The organism is Actinomadura meyerae, from assembly GCF_900188445.1.
Classification (GTDB): domain Bacteria; phylum Actinomycetota; class Actinomycetes; order Streptosporangiales; family Streptosporangiaceae; genus Spirillospora; species Spirillospora meyerae.
Window position 1 is genome coordinate 123,448 of record NZ_FZOR01000012.1, and the last position, 16,401, is coordinate 139,848.

Genomic DNA, 16,401 nt, shown 5'->3' on the forward strand with positions numbered 1-16,401 from the left:
TGCCGACTGATCCTCATGCCGCCCGATCCTCATGCCGACTGATCCTCCCGGTCGGCGGCGGGCAGGCAGCGGTGCAGCTCCGCGCGGGACGCCACGCCCAGCTTCGGGAACGCCTTGTAGAGGTGGTAGGCGACGGTGCGGTGGCTCAGCCCCAGCCGGGCCGCGATCTGCCGGTTCGTCGCGCCGGTCGTCGCCATCCGGACGACCTGCAACTCCTGCGCGGTGAGGGTGCCGGACGGGTCCCCGGACGCGTCCGGAGGGGCGGTGCCCTCGCCCGCCGCCCGCAGCTCGCGGCGCGCCCGCTCCGCCCACGGGACCGCACCGAGCCGCTCGAAGACCTCCAGTGCGGCGCGCAGCCGCGCCCTCGCCCGCGCGCGCCGCCGCGCCCTGCGCAGCCATTCGCCGTACAGCAGTTCCGTGCGGGCGCGCTCGAACGGGCGATCGGCCCCGTGATGCACCCGCAGCGCATGCGTGAAGTGCCGTTCCGCCGCGGCGGGGTCGGTGGCCAGCAGCGCCCGGCAGCGTGCCACGGCGCCGTCCGCCCAGGGACGACCGGTCTCCCGCGCGAACGCCGCCAGCCGCTCCATGGGTGCGGCGGCGGCCTCGGGGCGGCCCGCCGCGACCGCCGCCTCCACATGGTCGGCGAGGGAGAGGAACGCCGCCGGAGGGGACGCGGCCGTGTCCCGGTGCAGTTCGCGGAAGCGCTCCAGCGCGTCGCCCGGACGTCCGAGGCCCAGGGAGAGCAGCCCGAGCGCGTCGCCGACGCGCGCGCCGGCGGCCCCGGCGGAGGACAGCGCCCGGCAGCGCACTTCGTCCCCTTCCATCGCCGCCTGCCGCGCCCGCACCGAGGCCGCCGCCGCGACCAGGTGGCGCGCCCCGGCCCGCTCGGCCGCCTCCCGCGCCTCGTCCGCCAGTGCCCGCGCCGCGTCGCGGTCCCCGAGCATGAGCCGGGCCCGCGCCTCGGCGATGAGCGCGCGGGGCAGCAGCGGGGACGGCCCGCCCGCGCGGCAGTGCGCGGCGAACTCGGCGGCGGCAGCGTCATCGCCGGTCAGTAACGCCGCCTCGGCGGCGAGGAGGCGGCGGCGCGGGTCGCTCCCGTCCCGCACCATGGCCGCGAGCCGCCCGGCGGCCGCCGCGTCGCCGTCGAGCAGGGCCAGTGCCAGCCGCGCCTCGGGGAACGGCTTGTCCACCCCGGCCGACGCCTCGCGGGCCATCGCCCGGTCGCCGGCCAGCCAGGCCAGGAGCACGGCTTCGTCCAGCAGCCGCGTTCGCACGCCCGGCTCGTCGCACTGCGCGGCGCGGTCGAGCAGCAGCCGTCCGGCGGCCTGCGGACCGTTCCGCTCCAGCTCCGCGCTCGCACGCGAGAGGTCGGCGCGGGCGCGCGTCCGGGCGTCCCGTCCGGCCTCGTCGAGCGCGCGGTGCGCCTCGGCCCGCCGCGCGGCGGGCACGCCCTGGTACGCGGCGGCGCGGGCGAGCGGATGCGGGAAGCGGATCGCGTCCTCGGTGAGCCGGACGAGACCCGCCTCCTCGGCCGCGTCGAGCGCGCCGAGCGGCACGTCCAGGATGCGCGCCGCCGCCTCCACGGCGCCGGGCGAGCCGGTGTCATCGGCGGCTGCGGCGGCGAGCAGCAGCCGCGTGGCTCGGGGCAGGCGCCGGACGGCCCGCGCGAACTCCCCCGGCACCGGCGTGAACAGGGCGGACCCGGCGTCCGGGAAGCCGAGCAGCGCCAGTGGGTTGCCGCCCGCCCAGCCGACCGCCTCCGCCCGCCGCGCGGCGGGCAGGTCCGGCGAGCGCTCCGCGAGCAGGCGCTCCGCCGCGTCGTCGTCGAGGCCCGCCAGCGGCAGTTCCGGGACGCCCGTGCGCGACCAGTCGTGCGGGTCCGCGCCCGCGAGCCCGTCGCGCACCGCGATGACGAACGTCAGGCCGGACCCGGCGGCGCGGCGCGCGGCGAACAGCAGCGCGTCCGCCGACGCCCGGTCCAGCCAGTGCGCATCGTCGACCAGGCACAGCAGCGGCTCGCCCGCCGCCAGCTCGGTGAGCAGCGCCAGCAGCGCGGGGCCCGCGAGAAGGCGGGCGCGCGGGCGGGGCGGGACCGGGCCGAGCGCGGCCCGCAGCGCCGCCGCGTGCTCGGCGGGCAGCCGCTCCAGCAGGCCCGCCAGGCCGGCACGCCCGGCGAGGTCAGCAAACCCGGCGAGGTCGGCGCAGCCGACGAGGAGCAGGTGCAGGGCCGCGAACGGGAGGGCGGCCTCCGCCTCGATCCCGGTCCAGCGCAGGACGCGCGTCCCGGCGGCGGCCCGCGCCGCGTGGCCGAGCAGCGCGGACTTGCCGACCCCGGCCTCGCCGCGCACGATCAGCGCGCCGCCCGCCCCGGCGCGGGCGCGCTCCAGCAGGCGGCCGATCTCCTCCTGCTCCGCCCGCCGCCCGTACAGCGTCTCCCCCTGCATGCCCGAAATGCTCGCACCGGGCCCGCGCACGGCCCAGTGCGTGCGGCACCGATCCGCCCATGGATCGCGCAGGCCCCGACTATGCGTTCCTCATATGCGCGGCCCCCACATGCACGGCCCTCACATGCGGGACGGGCCTCACACCCAGCCGAACTCCCCCGCGATGCGCACGGCGTCGATACGGTTGCGCGCGTTGAGCTTGCTGATGCAGCTCGCCAGGTAGTTGCGGACGGTCCCGGTCGTCAGCGTGAGCACCAGCGCGATGTCGTCCACCCCGGCGCCCCCGGCCGCCAGCCGCAGTACCTCGGTCTCCCGGGCGGTGAGCGGGCTCTCGGGCTGCCGCAGCGCCACCAGCGCGAGCTGCGGGTCCACCACCTGCTCGCCCGCCGCCACCCGGCGGATCGCGTCGGCCAGGTCGGCGGGCGGGACGTCCTTGAGGACGAACCCGTGCACGTGGGCGTCCAGCGCGCGGCGCAGATGCCCGGGACGGCCGAGACCGGTCAGGATCAGCACCCGGCACTCGGGCAGCCGGTCGTGCAGCTCCGCCGCCGCGGTCACCCCGTCCACCCCGGGCAGGTCGATGTCGAGCACCGCGACGTCCGGGCGGTGCGCGAGCGCGGTGGCGACGATCGCGTCGCCGCTGCCGACCTCCGCGACCACGTCGAGGTCGGGTTCGAGGCCGAGCAGCCCGGCGAGGGCGCCGCGCAGCAGCGCGACGTCCTCGGCCAGCAGGACCCGGACCGGCCCGGGCGCCCTGCCCGCCGGCGGCCGGGTCAGGTCAGTGTCCGCTCCTGTCATCGTCGACCACATCCTTCGGCTCCGGCGGCTCGCGGAAGACCGCCCGGATGAACAGCTCGGTGTGCCGCATCGACCGCTCCCGCGCCGCCCGCCGCGTCTCGGGGTCGGCGTCGGCGTGCAGCCACAGCAGCCGGGCCTGCCCGACCGGCCCGAACAGCGCCCAGGCGAGGTCGGCGGGGCGGCCGATGCCGGCGGGGATCCGCCCGGTGGCGATCCAGTGCTCGAACAGCCCGCCGGCCTCCTCCATCGACCTGGCGATCGTGCTGCCGAGGTCCATGTCGTGGACGAGGCCGTCGCGGACCATCAGGCTGATGAACAGACGGCCGTTCGGCGAGTCCCAGGCGTCCAGCACGCTGGTCACCAGGGAGCGCAGGTACTGCGCCGGGTCCCGGTCGGCGAGCTCCGGGTCCAGGTCGTCCCGCCCGGCCATCAGCCGCTGCGGCCCGAGCCCGGACACCGCCGCGTCGAAGATGGCCTGCTTGCTGGGGAAGTGCGCGTACAGCACGCTCTCGCTGAGCCCGACCTCGCGGGCGATCGCCCGGATCGACGTGCCCGCGTAGCCCTTCTGCGCGAACAGCCGCAGCGCCGCGTCGACCAGCGCCGCCTTGGTGTCGCCCGCCTCCGCCTTGGGCGGGCGGCCCGGCCGCCGCCGGACCGCCCGGTCCCCCGTCTTCGTCACACCGCACCTCCTGCTTCCATCAAAGCACCGGTCGGCTAGGCGCCGGCGGAGTGGGCGGCCTCCGTTTCCGGCTTCCCCGCGGCCTCCACCGCCGCGCGGCCCCCGTGCCGGACGACCTTCGGCGACAGGACGAGCGCCAGGCCCGCGACCGCCCACAGCGTCAGCACCAGCAGCGGCTGCCCGATCGCGCTGCCGTCGAAGTACACGGTGTTGCGGACGGCCTCGGCGCCCGCCCCCAGCGGGAGCCACTCGCCGACCGCCGCGTACCAGGCCGGGACGAACTCGGAACCGAGCGGGCCGCCGCTCGCGGGGGCGCCGACGGGGATGAACAGGAGCACGGCCAGCGCCGCCGCGGGCGGGCCCACGACGCGCAGCAGGCCACCGGTGACCGTCGCGACCGCGAACACCAGGAAGGAGACGAGGCCCCACAGCTCCCACGGCGAGCCGACGAGCGCGCCCGTCAGGCCGTCCGCGACCCAGGCGACGCCGCCGCCGAGCAGCAGCGCCCCGGCCAGGGCCAGTCCGATGCGCCGCCCCGCGCTCGCCTGCGGGACCACGAACACCATCAGCACGGCGAGGATCACGCCGGGGATGATGGCGCTGACCGCGAGGAAGAACGCGGAGATGCCGTTGCTGTCCCCCTCGGGCAGCGCCCGGACGTCCTGCACCTGGACCTGCTGGCCGGTCGCCGTCCCGACCTGCCGGAACACCTCGGTGATCAGGGTCGTCTCGATCTTGCCCGCCGAACTCGCCACGATCAGCCGCGCGCCGCTCGGGCCGGGGACGAACACCCCGTCCACCTCACGGTCGAGCAGCGCCTGGCGGGCGGCCTTCTCGTCGGCGTAGTGCTCGATGTCGAACGCGCCGTCCATGCGGGCGTCCAGGGTGCTGCCGACCTTGGCGGCGACGGCCTGCGGGCCGACGACCGCCACCGGCACCTCGTGCGGCTTCGGGCTGTGCAGGGCGCCGAGGAAGGAGCCCGCGAACAGCATCCCGAGCAGTGTCACCGCCACGAGCACGGCGATGGGCTTGCGTGCCTCCATCACCAGACCTCCTTGTTCTCTGGAACGGGTCTGTCAGGTCCCGAAACTAATCGCTCGTTCGTTTATTTTCCAGCCCCGGCCGGGATGACGCCCGTCACATGGCGGATCCGCACCGCCCCGCACGGCCCTAGAGTCGGCTTCGCCGCCCTTGATCAGGAGCGGCGAAAGCTGCGAGGAGGCCGCGTGTTCTACGGTTTGGCGTCGCATACCGCGGGGCCCCTGCTCCGGTTGCTGCTCCGGCCGCGCGTCGAGGGGCGGGCCAACATCCCCGCCGAGGGCCGGGTCATTCTGGCCTGCAACCACCTGTCGTTCGTCGACACGTTCGTGCTGTCGCCCGTTGTCAGCCGCCGCGTCGCCTACCTGGCGAAGGCCGAGTACTTCGAGGTCCCCGGGCTCGGCGGGCGGCTGCTGCGGTGGGCGCTGCTCGCGCTCGGGAACGTGCCGATCAGGCGCGGCCCGACCCGCGCCGCCCTCCGTGCGCTGGAACGCGCCGGCGCGCTGCTGGAGGCCGAGGGAGCCGTGGCGATCTTCCCGGAGGGCAGCCGGTCCCCCGACGGGCGGCTCTACCGGGGCCGGACGGGCGTCGCGTGGCTGGCGCTCGCGACCGGCGCGCAGGTCGTCCCGGTGGCCATCGAGGGGGCCGAGCGGATCATCCCGCTCGGCACGTGGCGCCCCCGGCTCGGCACCCGCCCCCGCATCCGCTTCGGCGAGCCGATGGACTTCTCCCGCTACGCGGGCGCCGACCTGCCGCCGGGACGGCTGCGCCGCGTCGTCACCGACGAGATCATGAACGCCGTCCGCAAGCTCTCCGGCCAGGAGTACGCGGGCGTGTACAACCCCCGCGCCGACCCCTGAGCACCGCCCGCGCGGTCACAGGGTTCTCCCCCCGGCGTCGGCGTTAAGGGACACGACATCGGCCCGGTTGCGGACAGACCGGCAGGTCGCGCGTGGTGACATTTGAAAAACGGGCCCTCGGCAGGCGTGGAAGGGCGGCCTAGGCTGGGTCGCGTCCGTCCGGCACGCGCAGTCCGCGACACCACGACCACAGAACCGGCGGGGGCCGCCGTGAACGATGACTTCACGCACCGGGTGCTGCCCTACGACGGGGTGGACGACTACCTCGGCGGCGCGGTGCCGTTCCTGCGGGACGGCATCGCGGCCGGCGACCGCGTTCTCGCCGTCTGCGGCACCGCGCGCGAGATGCTGCTGCGCGACGCCCTCGGCGGCGCCGCGGAGGCGGTCCTGTTCACCGACGCCGCCGCCTGGTACGCCCACCCGTCCCGGACCCTCGCCGACTGCCTCGGCGACGCCGCCGAGAGCGCCCGCCGGGGCCGCCGGCTGCGGCTGCTCGGCGAGCCGGCGTGGGCGACCCGGTCCCCGCTGGAGGTCGTCGAGTGGGAGCGGGCCGAGGCGCTGGTCAACATCGCGCTGCGCGGCACCGGCGCGTCCGTCCTGTGCCCGTACTCGACCACCCTGCCCGCCGCCGTCGTCGCGGCGGGCCGCAAGACCCACCCCGAGACGGTGCGCGGCACCAGCGCCCGGCGCAACCCGGGCTTCGTCGACCCGTGGACGTTCTGCGCCCGCTGCGACGCCGACCCGCTGCCCCCGCCGCCGCCCGGCGCCGACACGCTGCCCCTCGACGACCGTCCCGACCTGTTCTGGCTGCGCGCCTGGATCACCGACTGCGCGCGGCAGACGCCGCTGCCCGAGGAGGGCCTCCAGCGGCTGCTGGTCGCGGCCACCGAGGTCGTCACCAACGCGCTCCGGCACGGCGCGCCGCCCGTCGTCCTGCGGATATGGGCGGACTCCGGCGGCGAGGACAGCGGCGGCACGGGCTCCGGCGGCGTCCACTCCAGCGGCGGGGACGCCTCGCTCGTCTGCGAGGTCGCCGACGCGGGCCGCTGGGCGCCCGGCACGGGGTACGGGCTGCTCCCGCCGCGCCCGCAGGGCGCTCTCGCCGACGAGCGGTTCGGCCTGTGGGCCGTCCGCCTGCTGTGCTCCACCGTCCAGATCCGGACAGGGGAGAACGGCACCACCGTCCGGCTGCGGTTCGCGCTCCCCGGCCGGAACGGCGCAGGCTAGGCCCGGCGAGGTGAACGCAGCGTGAGGCGCTCCATGCGTTGGGCTTCCAAAACCCCGCGAGCGGCGTACCCTGAACAGATCCGCCCCGAACCCGATGGGCAGGCCATGACGACACCCTGGTTCGCCAAGCGCCCCGTCAGCGCCGTCCGGCCCGGAGACCACGGCTGGCTGGCCTACAGCGGCCCCGAAGAGCGCGACCGCGTCATCGGGCCCTTCCTCCGCGAGGGCCTGCTGACCGACGAGAAGGTCGTGTACGTCACCGGCCTGCCCGCCGAGCGGCTGCCCGGCCTGGGCGGCGGGGCGGGCGGCATCGACGTGGACGAATGCGTGCGCTCGGGCCGGCTGCGCGTCCTCTCGCGGCAGGACGCGTGCCTCGACCGCGGCGGCGCCTTCGCCCCCGCGATGATGCTCGACACCATCGAACGGGAGGTCGGCGGCGCGTTCGACCAGGGGTTCCGCGCGGTGCGCCTCACCACCGACTACAGCTGGCTGTTCCGCGAGCCGGAACCCGCCGGCCTCGGCTCGATGCTGGGCTGCGAGCACGAGGTCGACGACGCCGTCGCGCCGAGCACGATGGCGATGGCCATCTGCCAGCTCGACCGGCGCGCCTGCCCGCCCGACCAGCTCATCGCCCTCCGCGACACACACGAGGTCCTCGTGGAAGTGAACCCCGAGTTCGACGACGGGATCCTGAAGATCGTGCGCACCTTCGAGCCCGCCGGGCTGCGGATCGAGGGCGAACTGGACGCCGCCCGGCACACCGTGGTCGCCGAGAGCCTCGCCCAGCTGGTCGCGCAGCGCGGCACCGTCCACCTCGACCTGTCCCGGCTCGGCTTCATCGACATCGGCGGGCTCAACCTGCTGGCCCGGCACGCCACCCGGCTGCCCGCCGACCGGTCGATGGTCCTCGACCACCTGCGGCCGAACGTGGAGGGCGTGATCGACGCGGTCGGCTGGAACCGGCTGCCGGGCCTCACCCGCGGCGCGGGGTGCGGAGCTCCCGAAACGGAGGACTACGCCTGATGGCACTGGAGCACAGGGCCTTCCTGTACCGCGGCACCGACGACTTCCTGTCGGTCTCGGTGCCGTACCTGAGAGCCGGGCTCGAACGCGGTCAGAACGTCGTGGCGGTGGTGCGCGAACCCCACCTCTCCGCACTGCGCGACACGCTCGGCGACGCCGGGGTCGGCTACGTCGACTCGGCCGATTTCTACCAGCACCCCGTCCGCACGCTGCGCGACTACCAGGCCATCGTGAAGCAGAGCGCGCCACGCGGCGTGTGCGCGCTCGCCGAACCGATCTGGGAGGGCTGGGACGAGCGGCAGACCCTGGAGTGGATCCGCTACGAGTCCCTCATCAACGTGGTGTTCAAGGACGCCGACGCCAGCGCGCTGTGCCCCTACGACACCGAGTCGCTGCCGCCGCGCGTCCTCGCGGAGGCGCGGCGCACCCATCCGCTGCTGGTGGCCCCCGGCCACGAGGGCGCGAACGACGAGTACATCGACCCGGTGGCGTTCGGCTCCGACTGCGACCGCGACCTGCGCTCGCGCCGCAGCCCCCGCCCCGACCGGCCGGGCGAGGCCGAGTACCTGCCGATCGACGGCGCCGACCTGCACCGCCTCCGGTCGTTCGTCTCCGTCCGGGCGCGCGCGCACGGCCTCCGCGAGCAGGCCGAGCAGAACCTCGTCACGGCCGTGAACGAGGTCGCGGCGAACGCGCTCCAGCACGGCACGCCGCCGATCGGCCTGTGGATGTGGCGGGACGGCCCCGACCTGGTCTGCGAGGTCGGCGACCACGGGTTCTGGCGCCCCGGCCCCGGCCCGCTGACCGGCTTCGTCCCGCCCGAGACGGCCCTCCAGAGCGGGTTCGGCCTGTGGACCGTCCGCCTCCTGGTCGACCTGATGGAATTGCGCGCCGGCTGGGACGGCACATTCGTGCGCCTCCGCAAGCGCCCCTAGCCCGCAGGGCGGTACCCGGCTCCGGGGGTCGGGCTCGCCGTGGGCGCCGGGCCGGTCGGAGACGGCGTCTGCACGCTGCTCGGCGGGCTCGCCGATGGCGCGCCCCCCGGCCGCGAAGGCTCCGGTACCGCACCCATCCCGGGCACCGGGCTGCTCGGTGACGGCACCGGCGGCCCGGTCCACGGCTCCGGCGGGACGGTCCGCGGCTCCGGCGACGCCGGCGACACGGGAGACACCGGCGGCGCCATCGGACGGGGCGGCTCCGGCTCCCGCACCCCCGGCCAGACCAGCACCGCGACCGCCACCAGCACGGCGGCGGTGACCGCGGCCGCCAGCGTCGGCAGCGTCCATCGCCGCACGGCGCGCGCGGGCGCGGCGGCCCGCCCCGCGTCCTGGAACCGGCGCACGGCGGCCGGGTCCGGGCGGATCCCGTCGGCGGCGGCACGGTAGTGCTCGCGCAGCAGGGCGTCCAGGTCGTCGCTCACGCCCGGTCCTCCCTCATGTGCTTCCGCAGCGCGGCCATGGCCCGCGCGGTGTGGCTCTTCACCGTCCCCCGGGAGATCCCGAGCGTCGCGGCGATCTCCTGCTCGCTCAGATCGCACCAGTACCGCAGCACGACCACCGCGCGCTGCTTGGCGGGCAGCGCGCGGAGCACCTCGTCGAGGTCGCCCCCGGCGGCCCCCGCCGCCGGGGGCGCGCCCGCGAGCCGCTCCACGTCCGCGACGGACCCCACCGGGGTGTCGCGGCGGCGGGCCCAGCGCTTCTTCTCGTCGATGGCGAGGTTCACCAGGACCCGCCGCGCGTACGCCTCCGGGTCCCCGTCCGCGAGCCGCGCCCACCGCCGCGCGACCCGCTCGTAGGCGGTCTGGAGCAGGTCCTCGGCGAGGTGCCGGTCGTAGACGAGGAACACGGCGGTGCGCAGGAGCCGGCCCGCGGTGGCGGCCACGAACTCGTCGAACGCGGTCTCCGCCCCGCGCACCTCCTGGGCGCTCAACGTGGACAGACCGCACCTACCCGCTGTGCGTGGGCACGGGCACCGCGCTCTGCGCCGGCGCTCCCCCCGGTGCGGCCTCCGCGCAGTCCGGCGGCGCCGGCACGGGCGTCCCCGGCCGCGACGGGACCGCGCTCGCCGAGGGCGCGGGCTTCCCCGCCGGCACGCTCGGCACGGGAGAGGGCGCCGCCTTCCGCGGCGAGACCGACGGCACCGGCGTCGGCGGGACGGGCTCGGGCGTCACGGCCTTGGGAGGTTCCGTCGGGGTGGGCACGGGGCTCGCCGGGCGGGTCGACGGCGCCGGTTCCGCCGGGCAGGTCGTGCTGGGCTCGGGGACGGGCGACGGCGGCGAGGCGTGGATCGTCTGCTCGTGCGCGGCGGGCGCCGCGGCCGGAGACGAGCCCGGCCCGGTACCGAGCCAGACGCCCGCGCCGACGACCCCGGCCGCGCCGAGCCCGGCCAGCGCGAGCAGCGGCCCGCGGCGGATGCGACCCTTGTCGATCATGTTGCTCCTCGGGGGAGATGTCCGTACACCCCCGAACAACCCCCGCCCGGCCCCGCCGGGTTGTCATGCCGCCGCGTTTTTCTCGCCCGGACCCGGAAGGCTCCCGCCCCGGACGGCTCCGGCGTCAGGCGGGGCCGGCCGCCGCCAGGGCGGCGGGGATCAGCGCGGCGAGCTCGCGGAACGCCCGGCCGCGGTGGCTGATCGCGTCCTTCTCCGCCGGGGCCATCTCGGCGGTGGTGCGGGTCTCCCCGTCCGGGACGAAGATCGGGTCGTAGCCGAACCCGCCGGTGCCGCGCGGCTCGCGGATCACCGTGCCGCGCATCAGGCCCTCGACGGCGTGCTCGCCGCCGCCCGGCACGACCAGGACGGCCGCGCACACGAAGGCGCCGCCGCGCCGGTCGTCGGCGACGTCGGCGAGCTGGTCGAGCAGGAGCTGGAGGTTGGCGGTGTCGCGGTCGCCCGTGGCCGCGCCGAACCGGCCCGACCAGCGGGCCGACAGCACGCCCGGCATGCCGTTCAGCGCGTCCACCGCCAGGCCGGAGTCGTCGGCGACGGCGGGCAGGCCGGTGAACGCGGCGATCGCGCGGGCCTTCAGGAGCGCGTTGCCCTCGAACGTCAGCTCGGTCTCGGCGACGTCGGGCGCGCCCGGGAACTCGTCCAGGCCGACGACGTCGAGATCGCCGAGGATGCGGCGCAGCTCGGCGACCTTGCCCCGGTTGTGGGTGGCGAGGACGATCCGGCTCATCCGCCGAGCGCCTCCTTCTGGATCCGGGTGAGGTCGGCGCAGCCGGCGGCGGCGAGGTCGAGCAGGGCGTCCAGCTCGGCGCGGTCGAAGGGGGCGCCCTCGGCGGTCCCCTGCACCTCGACGAACCGGCCGTCGCCGGTGCAGACGACGTTCATGTCGGTGCCGGCGGCGGAGTCCTCCTCGTAGCAGAGGTCGAGGCGGGCCTCGCCGTCCACGACGCCGACGCTCACCGCCGCCACCGAGGTGATCAGCGGGTCGCCCTTCAGCAGCCGCCGCTCGCGCATCCAGCCGACCGCGTCGGCGAGCGCCACGTAGGCACCGGTGATCGCGGCGGTGCGGGTGCCGCCGTCGGCCTGCAGGACGTCGCAGTCGAGCTGGACGGTGTTCTCGCCGAGCGCCTTCAGGTCCAGGCAGGCGCGGACCGAGCGGCCGATCAGCCGGGAGATCTCATGGGTGCGCCCGCCGATCCGGCCCTTGACGGACTCGCGGTCGTTGCGGGTGTTGGTCGCGCGCGGCAGCATCGCGTACTCGGCGGTGACCCAGCCGAGGCCGCTGTCGCGGCGCCAGCGGGGCACCGACTCCTGCACGGACGCGGCGCACAGCACCCGCGTCGCGCCGAACTCGACGAGCACCGATCCCTCGGCGTGGTCGAGCCATCCGCGCTGGATGCGGACGGGGCGGAGCTGGTCTGGAGCGCGATCATCGGGGCGGGCCATGGACCCAACCCTAGCGGCCCGGCACCGTGCGGCCGCACCCCGCGACCGGCCGGGCCGGGCGGGGCCGGGGCGAGCGCGCCCGCCGCGCCGGGCGTCCGGTCACAGGTCGTAGACGGCGCCGACCTCGGCGAGCTCGATCGGGCCCTGGAAACCGCTGGCCTTCGCCTCGGCGAGCGTCTCGGACGGGTCGTTCCACGGCAGCAGGTGGGTGAGGACGAGCCGCCCGACCCCGGCGCGCTCGGCGTGCTCGCCCGCCGAGCGGCCCGTCAGGTGCATGTCCGGCGGCAGCTCCGGGCGGTCGGCGAACGCCGCCTCGCACAGGAACAGGTCGGAGCCCTCCGCCAGCCGGACCAGGGCGTCGCTGTGCCCGGTGTCGCCGGAGTAGGTGAGGACGCCGCCGCCGTGCTCGACCCGCAGCGCGTACGCCTCGACGGGGTGGTTCACCAGCGCGGTGGTCACCGTGAACGGGCCGATGGACACCGGGCCCGGCTCAAGGTCGCGGAAGTCGAAGGTGTCGGTCATCTCGGGGTTCGGATCGAGCTCGTACGCCTTGATCATGTGCTCGGCGGTGCCCCGGGGACCGTAGACGGGGATGCGCGGCGCCGGGCCGCCGGGACAGTACGTCCGCGCGATCCAGTAGACCGTGAGGTCGAGGCAGTGGTCGGGGTGCAGGTGCGAGATGCAGATGGCGTCGATGTCCAGCACGTGGTGGAAGCGCTGGAGGCTGCCGATCGCACCGTTGCCGATGTCGAGGAGCAGGGAGAACCCGTCCGCCTCGACCAGGTAGCTGGACGCGGGACTGTCCGGCCCAGGGAAACTGCCGGAGCAGCCGATCACAGTGACCCGCACGCTCACTCCTCCTCTTAGGTCCCCGAGGAATCAGGTGGCCAGAGCCTTGGTCGACGCCGTGCCCGCCGTCCCGTCCGGCCCTCTCCCGCCCGGTCCCCTCCCGTCCGGCGCCGTCCCGTCCGGTGCCGTCCCGGCCGGCGTGGTCTCCACCGAGCCGATCTCCGGGCCGAGGAAGCGGCGGCCGAGCTCGGCGAAGACGGCGGGGTCCCCCGTGGCACGGAACCGGTGCCGAGGACGGGGCGCGGCCTCGGCGCGGGCCAGCCCCCGATCGTGCAGCACGCGGTACACGTCCTTGGCGGTCTCGTCGGCGCTTGACACCAGTGTGACCCCGCCGCCGACGACATACGAGATGACGCCGGTCAAAAGGGGGTAGTGGGTGCAGCCGAGGATGAGGGTGTCGCAGCCCGCGTCCACGATCGGCCGCAGGTAGCCGCGGGCGGCCTCCAGCAGCTCGCCGCCCATCGTCACGCCCGCCTCCACGAACTCGACGAAGCGCGGGCAGGCGGCGCTGACCAGCTCGATGTGCGGGGCGGCGGCGAACGCGTCCTCGTAGGCGCGGCTGGTCACGGTCGCCTCCGTGGCGATCAGCCCGACCCGGCCGTTGGAGGTGGCGCGCGCGGCCCGCCGGGTGGCGGGGTTGATCACCTCGACCACCGGCACGTCGTAGCGCTCCCGGGCGTCCCGGAGCATCGCCGAGCTGGCGCTGTTGCAGGCGATCACCAGCATCTTCACGCCCTCGTCGACCAGCCGGTCCAGCATCTCCAGGGCGAAGGCGCGGACCTCGGCGATCGGCCGCGGCCCGTACGGCTGGCGGGCGGAGTCGCCCAGGTACACGATCGGCTCGTTGGGCAGCTGGTCGAGGATGGCCCGCGCCACCGTCAGCCCACCGAAACCGCTGTCGAAGATCCCGATGGGAGCGTCTGGGAGGCGGTCCCCCCGGGATGGATCTGACATGGTGCACAAGGCTAAGCGACACGGCCCCGCGCGGGTGCGTCATGCGTCGGACATCACACCGTAACGCGCCGGAAAACCGTCCAGGTCAGGGGTCGCACGCGCGATCCGGACGCCCGCGCGGACGAAACGCCGGGGCTTTCCGCGCGTGTCGGCCCGCGTCAGGAGCGGGTGCGTCAGGAGCGGGTGCGTCAGGAGCGGGTGCGTCAGGAGCGGGTGCGCGGGACGCGGGCGATCTGCCGGCTCTGCGCGACGAGCCGCCCGGCGCCGTCCCACACCTCGACCTCCTCGTCGAACCAGCCGTCGGCGAGGAGCCGCCCGGTGCCGTGCACGGCGAGCCAGCCGGGCTCGGGGACGGCCCGCATGTGCCAGGTCAGCTCGACGGTCGGCGCCCAGCCCTGCGCACCGAGGTTCAGCGCGACGGGCGGCAGCGCGTCCACGGCGAGGGCGAGGGCGAACCCGTCGGCCGGGTAGCCGTCGCGGAGCCGGAACCAGGCGCGGATCTCGGGGTTCCCGCTCGGCTGCCCGTCGAGCCAGCCCATCGTCCGGCGGTCGAAGCGCATGTCGACCACGTCGGCGAAGCCGTCGCCCGTGGGCGGCCGGAAGTCGGTGCACTCCTCCAGCGGCGGGACGGGGGCGGGCGCCGCGCCGGCGTAGACGGGCTCGGCGGCGGCGTCGAGGGTGCCGGTGGTGATCAGCGCGTCCGCGATCGGGCGGTCGTCCTGGACGAGCGTGACGAACGCCGACGCGGCCGTCCGGCCCTGCTTGCGGGTGTCGACGACGATCTGCGCCGGGCCCGGCTTGGCGACCCGGTGGAAGTTGGTCGCGGTCGAGACGGGGTGCTCGTGCGGGGAGGCGTCCACGGCGGCGCGGGCGAGCACGGCCATCAGATAGCCGCCGTTGAGCGCCTCGGCGAACCCGTAGTCCCCGTCCAGGACGGCCTCGTACCGGCCGTCGCCGACCCGCGCGACGGCCGTCGCCTCGCCGAACCCGCTCATCCGCACACTCCCGCGTCGCCCGGACCCGCGACGTCCCGCCGGGCCCGGTTCTAGAATCACGTTCGAAATCGAACTCTACCGTGCCGGGCGGGATGCCACGCGGGCCAGGTCAGCCCCGGATCCGTTCGCGCCGGGCCGGGGCCGGACCGGGTCAGGCCCAGAGCTGGCCTTCGAGGCGGGCCTCGGCCTCCTCCAGCGTGCCGCCGTAGGCGCCGGTGGACAGGTACTTCCAGCCCCCGTCCGCGACGACGAACGCGATGTCGGCCCGCTCACCGGCCTTCACCGCCTTCTTCGCCATGCCGATCGCCGCGTGCAGCGCGCCGCCGGTCGAGATGCCCGCGAAGATGCCCTCCTGCTCCAGCAGCTCGCGGGTGCGGCGCAGCGCGTCCCCGGAGGTGACGGAGAACCGGGTGGTCAGCACCGAGTCGTCGTACAGCTCGGGGATGAAGCCCTCGTCGATGTTGCGCAGCCCGTACACGAGGTCGCCGTACCGGGGCTCCGCCGCGACGATCTTCACGTCCGGCACCCGCTCGCGCAGGAACCGGCCGACGCCCATCAGCGTGCCCGTCGTGCCGAGCCCGGCGACGAAGTGCGTGACCGTCGGCAGGTCCTCGAGGATCTCCGGGCCGGTCGTCTCGTAGTGCGCGAGCGCGTTGGCCTCGTTGCCGTACTGGTAGAGCATCACCCAGTCGGGGTTCTCGGCCGCCAGCCCCTTCGCGACCCGGACCGCCTCGTTCGAGCCGCCCGCCGCCGGGGACGAGATGATCTCCGCGCCCCACATCTCCAGGAGCTGGCGCCGCTCGGCCGAGGTGTTCTCCGGCATCACGCACACCATCCGGTAGCCGCGCAGCTTCGCGACCATGGCGAGGGAGATGCCGGTGTTGCCGGACGTCGGCTCCAGGATCGTGCAGCCGGGGGTCAGCAGCCCGTCCTTCTCCGCCTTCTCGATCATGTAGAAGGCGGGGCGGTCCTTCACCGAGCCGGTGGGGTTGCGGTCCTCCAGCTTGGCCCAGATCCGGACGTCCTCGCTCGGCGACAGCCGCGGCAGGCCGACCAGCGGCGTGCGGCCGAGGGAGTCCAGTAGCGAGTCGAAGCGCATGTGCCGCCCGTCCAGCCCGGCTCAGCCGCCGGCCACGGCGGGGAGGATGGTGACGTTGTCGCCGTCGGCGACCTGCGTCTCCAGCCCGCCGAGGAAGCGCACGTCCTCGTCGTTCAGGTAGACGTTGACGAACTTGCGCAGGCCCTTGTCGTCCACCAGCCGGTCGCGCAGGCCGGCGTGCCGGCTGTCCAGGTCGCTGAACAGCTCGTCCAGCGTGGCGCCCTTGCCCTCCACGGCCTTCGCGCCGTCGGTCAGGTTGCGCAGGATCGTCGGGATCCGGACCTCGATCGCCATCGCGGTGATCTCCTTCTACGTCGTACGGGGACTCCCCGCCCTCTCGCGTCTCAACCGGGCGGGAAGCGGGTTGATTCCAGGCGTGATCAGCGCATCAGCGACAGTCGTAGACGACCTCGGCGCGCGAGTGCCCGAACAGGAAGCTCTGCACGGGGGGCACGGCGGAACCGGCACGGCGCCGCGGGCAGCCGTCCGTCTCGTGCCCGCTCGTCCACATGTCGACCAGTTTACCGGCCGCGGCCATCCCGA

General features: G+C 75.4%; 19 protein-coding genes. 4 read left to right on the forward strand and 15 right to left on the reverse strand.

All coding sequences use genetic code 11. The features are described from left to right. Positions 1 to 29: 29 nt before the first annotated feature. The 4 genes from CHF16_RS14940 to CHF16_RS14955 all read right to left on the reverse strand — a co-directional run bounded on the left by CHF16_RS14940 (position 30) and on the right by CHF16_RS14955 (position 4,964). Complete coding sequence (locus CHF16_RS14940) at positions 30 to 2,444, reverse strand: helix-turn-helix transcriptional regulator (RefSeq protein ID WP_089326621.1); 2,415 nt, start codon at positions 2,442 to 2,444, stop codon at positions 30 to 32. Positions 2,445 to 2,582: 138 nt separating this feature from the next. Next, on the reverse strand, positions 2,583 to 3,242 hold the full coding sequence (locus CHF16_RS14945) for a response regulator transcription factor (RefSeq protein WP_089326622.1): 660 nt from the start codon (positions 3,240 to 3,242) through the stop codon (positions 2,583 to 2,585). Beyond that, the gene (locus CHF16_RS14950; protein WP_218826675.1) at positions 3,223 to 3,921 is read right to left on the reverse strand and encodes a TetR/AcrR family transcriptional regulator; all 699 of its coding nucleotides are present in this window, start codon (positions 3,919 to 3,921) and stop codon (positions 3,223 to 3,225) included. The genes CHF16_RS14945 and CHF16_RS14950 overlap by 20 nt, the downstream gene beginning before the upstream one ends. 35 nt (positions 3,922 to 3,956) lie before the next feature. Then, the gene (locus tag CHF16_RS14955) at positions 3,957 to 4,964 is read right to left on the reverse strand and encodes a YhgE/Pip domain-containing protein (RefSeq protein WP_089326623.1); all 1,008 of its coding nucleotides are present in this window, start codon (positions 4,962 to 4,964) and stop codon (positions 3,957 to 3,959) included. A 183-nt stretch (positions 4,965 to 5,147) separates the two neighbouring features. Between CHF16_RS14955 and CHF16_RS14960 the strand changes: the two genes are divergently transcribed. The 4 genes from CHF16_RS14960 to CHF16_RS14975 all read left to right on the forward strand — a co-directional run bounded on the left by CHF16_RS14960 (position 5,148) and on the right by CHF16_RS14975 (position 9,004). Next, the gene (locus tag CHF16_RS14960) at positions 5,148 to 5,819 is read left to right on the forward strand and encodes a lysophospholipid acyltransferase family protein (RefSeq protein ID WP_245868524.1); all 672 of its coding nucleotides are present in this window, start codon (positions 5,148 to 5,150) and stop codon (positions 5,817 to 5,819) included. A gap of 210 nt (positions 5,820 to 6,029) precedes the next feature. After that, positions 6,030 to 7,046 (forward strand): sensor histidine kinase, encoded by a 1,017-nt coding sequence (locus CHF16_RS14965; RefSeq protein WP_089326625.1) that lies wholly within the window; start codon positions 6,030 to 6,032, stop codon positions 7,044 to 7,046. Between the two features lie 105 nt (positions 7,047 to 7,151). Continuing rightward, entirely contained in the window at positions 7,152 to 8,069 is a 918-nt protein-coding gene (locus CHF16_RS14970) for an MEDS domain-containing protein (RefSeq protein WP_089326626.1), read from the forward strand. After that, entirely contained in the window at positions 8,069 to 9,004 is a 936-nt protein-coding gene (locus CHF16_RS14975) for a sensor histidine kinase (protein WP_089326627.1), read from the forward strand. Before CHF16_RS14970 ends, CHF16_RS14975 begins: the two co-directional genes overlap by 1 nt. Here the strand turns inward: CHF16_RS14975 and CHF16_RS39465 are convergent. The 11 genes from CHF16_RS39465 to CHF16_RS41840 form a co-directional block, all read right to left on the reverse strand. Further along, positions 9,001 to 9,489, reverse strand: a complete 489-nt coding sequence (locus CHF16_RS39465; protein ID WP_143227992.1) for a hypothetical protein — start codon at positions 9,487 to 9,489, stop codon at positions 9,001 to 9,003. The genes CHF16_RS14975 and CHF16_RS39465 overlap by 4 nt on opposite strands. Then, positions 9,486 to 9,998: a SigE family RNA polymerase sigma factor gene (locus CHF16_RS14985; protein WP_245868525.1), complete on the reverse strand. Its 513-nt coding sequence runs from the start codon at positions 9,996 to 9,998 to the stop codon at positions 9,486 to 9,488. The genes CHF16_RS39465 and CHF16_RS14985 overlap by 4 nt, the downstream gene beginning before the upstream one ends. 16 nt (positions 9,999 to 10,014) lie before the next feature. Then, positions 10,015 to 10,500: a hypothetical protein gene (locus CHF16_RS14990; RefSeq protein WP_089326629.1), complete on the reverse strand. Its 486-nt coding sequence runs from the start codon at positions 10,498 to 10,500 to the stop codon at positions 10,015 to 10,017. A gap of 124 nt (positions 10,501 to 10,624) precedes the next feature. Further along, entirely contained in the window at positions 10,625 to 11,245 is a 621-nt protein-coding gene (gene rdgB / locus CHF16_RS14995) for an RdgB/HAM1 family non-canonical purine NTP pyrophosphatase (protein WP_089326630.1), read from the reverse strand. Beyond that, complete coding sequence (gene rph / locus CHF16_RS15000) at positions 11,242 to 11,961, reverse strand: ribonuclease PH (protein WP_089326631.1); 720 nt, start codon at positions 11,959 to 11,961, stop codon at positions 11,242 to 11,244. Before rph ends, rdgB begins: the two co-directional genes overlap by 4 nt. A gap of 99 nt (positions 11,962 to 12,060) precedes the next feature. Then, positions 12,061 to 12,810 (reverse strand): MBL fold metallo-hydrolase, encoded by a 750-nt coding sequence (locus tag CHF16_RS15005; protein ID WP_089326632.1) that lies wholly within the window; start codon positions 12,808 to 12,810, stop codon positions 12,061 to 12,063. Between the two features lie 30 nt (positions 12,811 to 12,840). Beyond that, positions 12,841 to 13,764 (reverse strand): glutamate racemase, encoded by a 924-nt coding sequence (gene murI, locus CHF16_RS15010; RefSeq protein WP_089326633.1) that lies wholly within the window; start codon positions 13,762 to 13,764, stop codon positions 12,841 to 12,843. Positions 13,765 to 13,967: 203 nt separating this feature from the next. Then, positions 13,968 to 14,759 carry a thioesterase family protein gene (locus CHF16_RS15015; RefSeq protein WP_089326634.1) on the reverse strand — a complete coding sequence of 264 codons (792 nt, stop codon included), beginning with the start codon at positions 14,757 to 14,759 and terminating at the stop codon, positions 13,968 to 13,970. Positions 14,760 to 14,910: 151 nt separating this feature from the next. Then, a complete protein-coding gene (locus CHF16_RS15020) occupies positions 14,911 to 15,858 on the reverse strand; it encodes a PLP-dependent cysteine synthase family protein (protein ID WP_089326635.1) in 948 nt (315 codons plus the stop codon). A 21-nt stretch (positions 15,859 to 15,879) separates the two neighbouring features. Then, on the reverse strand, positions 15,880 to 16,152 hold the full coding sequence (locus tag CHF16_RS15025; RefSeq protein ID WP_089326636.1) for a MoaD/ThiS family protein: 273 nt from the start codon (positions 16,150 to 16,152) through the stop codon (positions 15,880 to 15,882). Between the two features lie 94 nt (positions 16,153 to 16,246). After that, complete coding sequence (locus CHF16_RS41840) at positions 16,247 to 16,369, reverse strand: hypothetical protein (RefSeq protein WP_281259353.1); 123 nt, start codon at positions 16,367 to 16,369, stop codon at positions 16,247 to 16,249. Positions 16,370 to 16,401: the final 32 nt, after the last annotated feature.

Excerpts from the sequence above, each read along its gene's own strand:
- CHF16_RS14940 (WP_089326621.1), bottom strand. The coding sequence starts at position 2,444 with ATGCAGGGGGAGACGCTGTACGGGCGGCGGGCGGAGCAGGAGGAGATC.
- CHF16_RS14945 (WP_089326622.1), bottom strand. The coding sequence starts at position 3,242 with ATGACAGGAGCGGACACTGACCTGACCCGGCCGCCGGCGGGCAGGGCG.
- CHF16_RS14955 (WP_089326623.1), bottom strand. The coding sequence starts at position 4,964 with ATGGAGGCACGCAAGCCCATCGCCGTGCTCGTGGCGGTGACACTGCTC.
- CHF16_RS14970 (WP_089326626.1), top strand. The coding sequence starts at position 7,152 with ATGACGACACCCTGGTTCGCCAAGCGCCCCGTCAGCGCCGTCCGGCCC.
- CHF16_RS14975 (WP_089326627.1), top strand. The coding sequence starts at position 8,069 with ATGGCACTGGAGCACAGGGCCTTCCTGTACCGCGGCACCGACGACTTC.
- CHF16_RS14990 (WP_089326629.1), bottom strand. The coding sequence starts at position 10,500 with ATGATCGACAAGGGTCGCATCCGCCGCGGGCCGCTGCTCGCGCTGGCC.
- rdgB (WP_089326630.1), bottom strand. The coding sequence starts at position 11,245 with ATGAGCCGGATCGTCCTCGCCACCCACAACCGGGGCAAGGTCGCCGAG.
- rph (WP_089326631.1), bottom strand. The coding sequence starts at position 11,961 with ATGGCCCGCCCCGATGATCGCGCTCCAGACCAGCTCCGCCCCGTCCGC.
- murI (WP_089326633.1), bottom strand. The coding sequence starts at position 13,764 with ATGTCAGATCCATCCCGGGGGGACCGCCTCCCAGACGCTCCCATCGGG.
- CHF16_RS15015 (WP_089326634.1), bottom strand. The coding sequence starts at position 14,759 with ATGAGCGGGTTCGGCGAGGCGACGGCCGTCGCGCGGGTCGGCGACGGC.
- CHF16_RS15020 (WP_089326635.1), bottom strand. The coding sequence starts at position 15,858 with ATGCGCTTCGACTCGCTACTGGACTCCCTCGGCCGCACGCCGCTGGTC.
- CHF16_RS15025 (WP_089326636.1), bottom strand. The coding sequence starts at position 16,152 with ATGGCGATCGAGGTCCGGATCCCGACGATCCTGCGCAACCTGACCGAC.
- CHF16_RS41840 (WP_281259353.1), bottom strand. The coding sequence starts at position 16,369 with ATGTGGACGAGCGGGCACGAGACGGACGGCTGCCCGCGGCGCCGTGCC.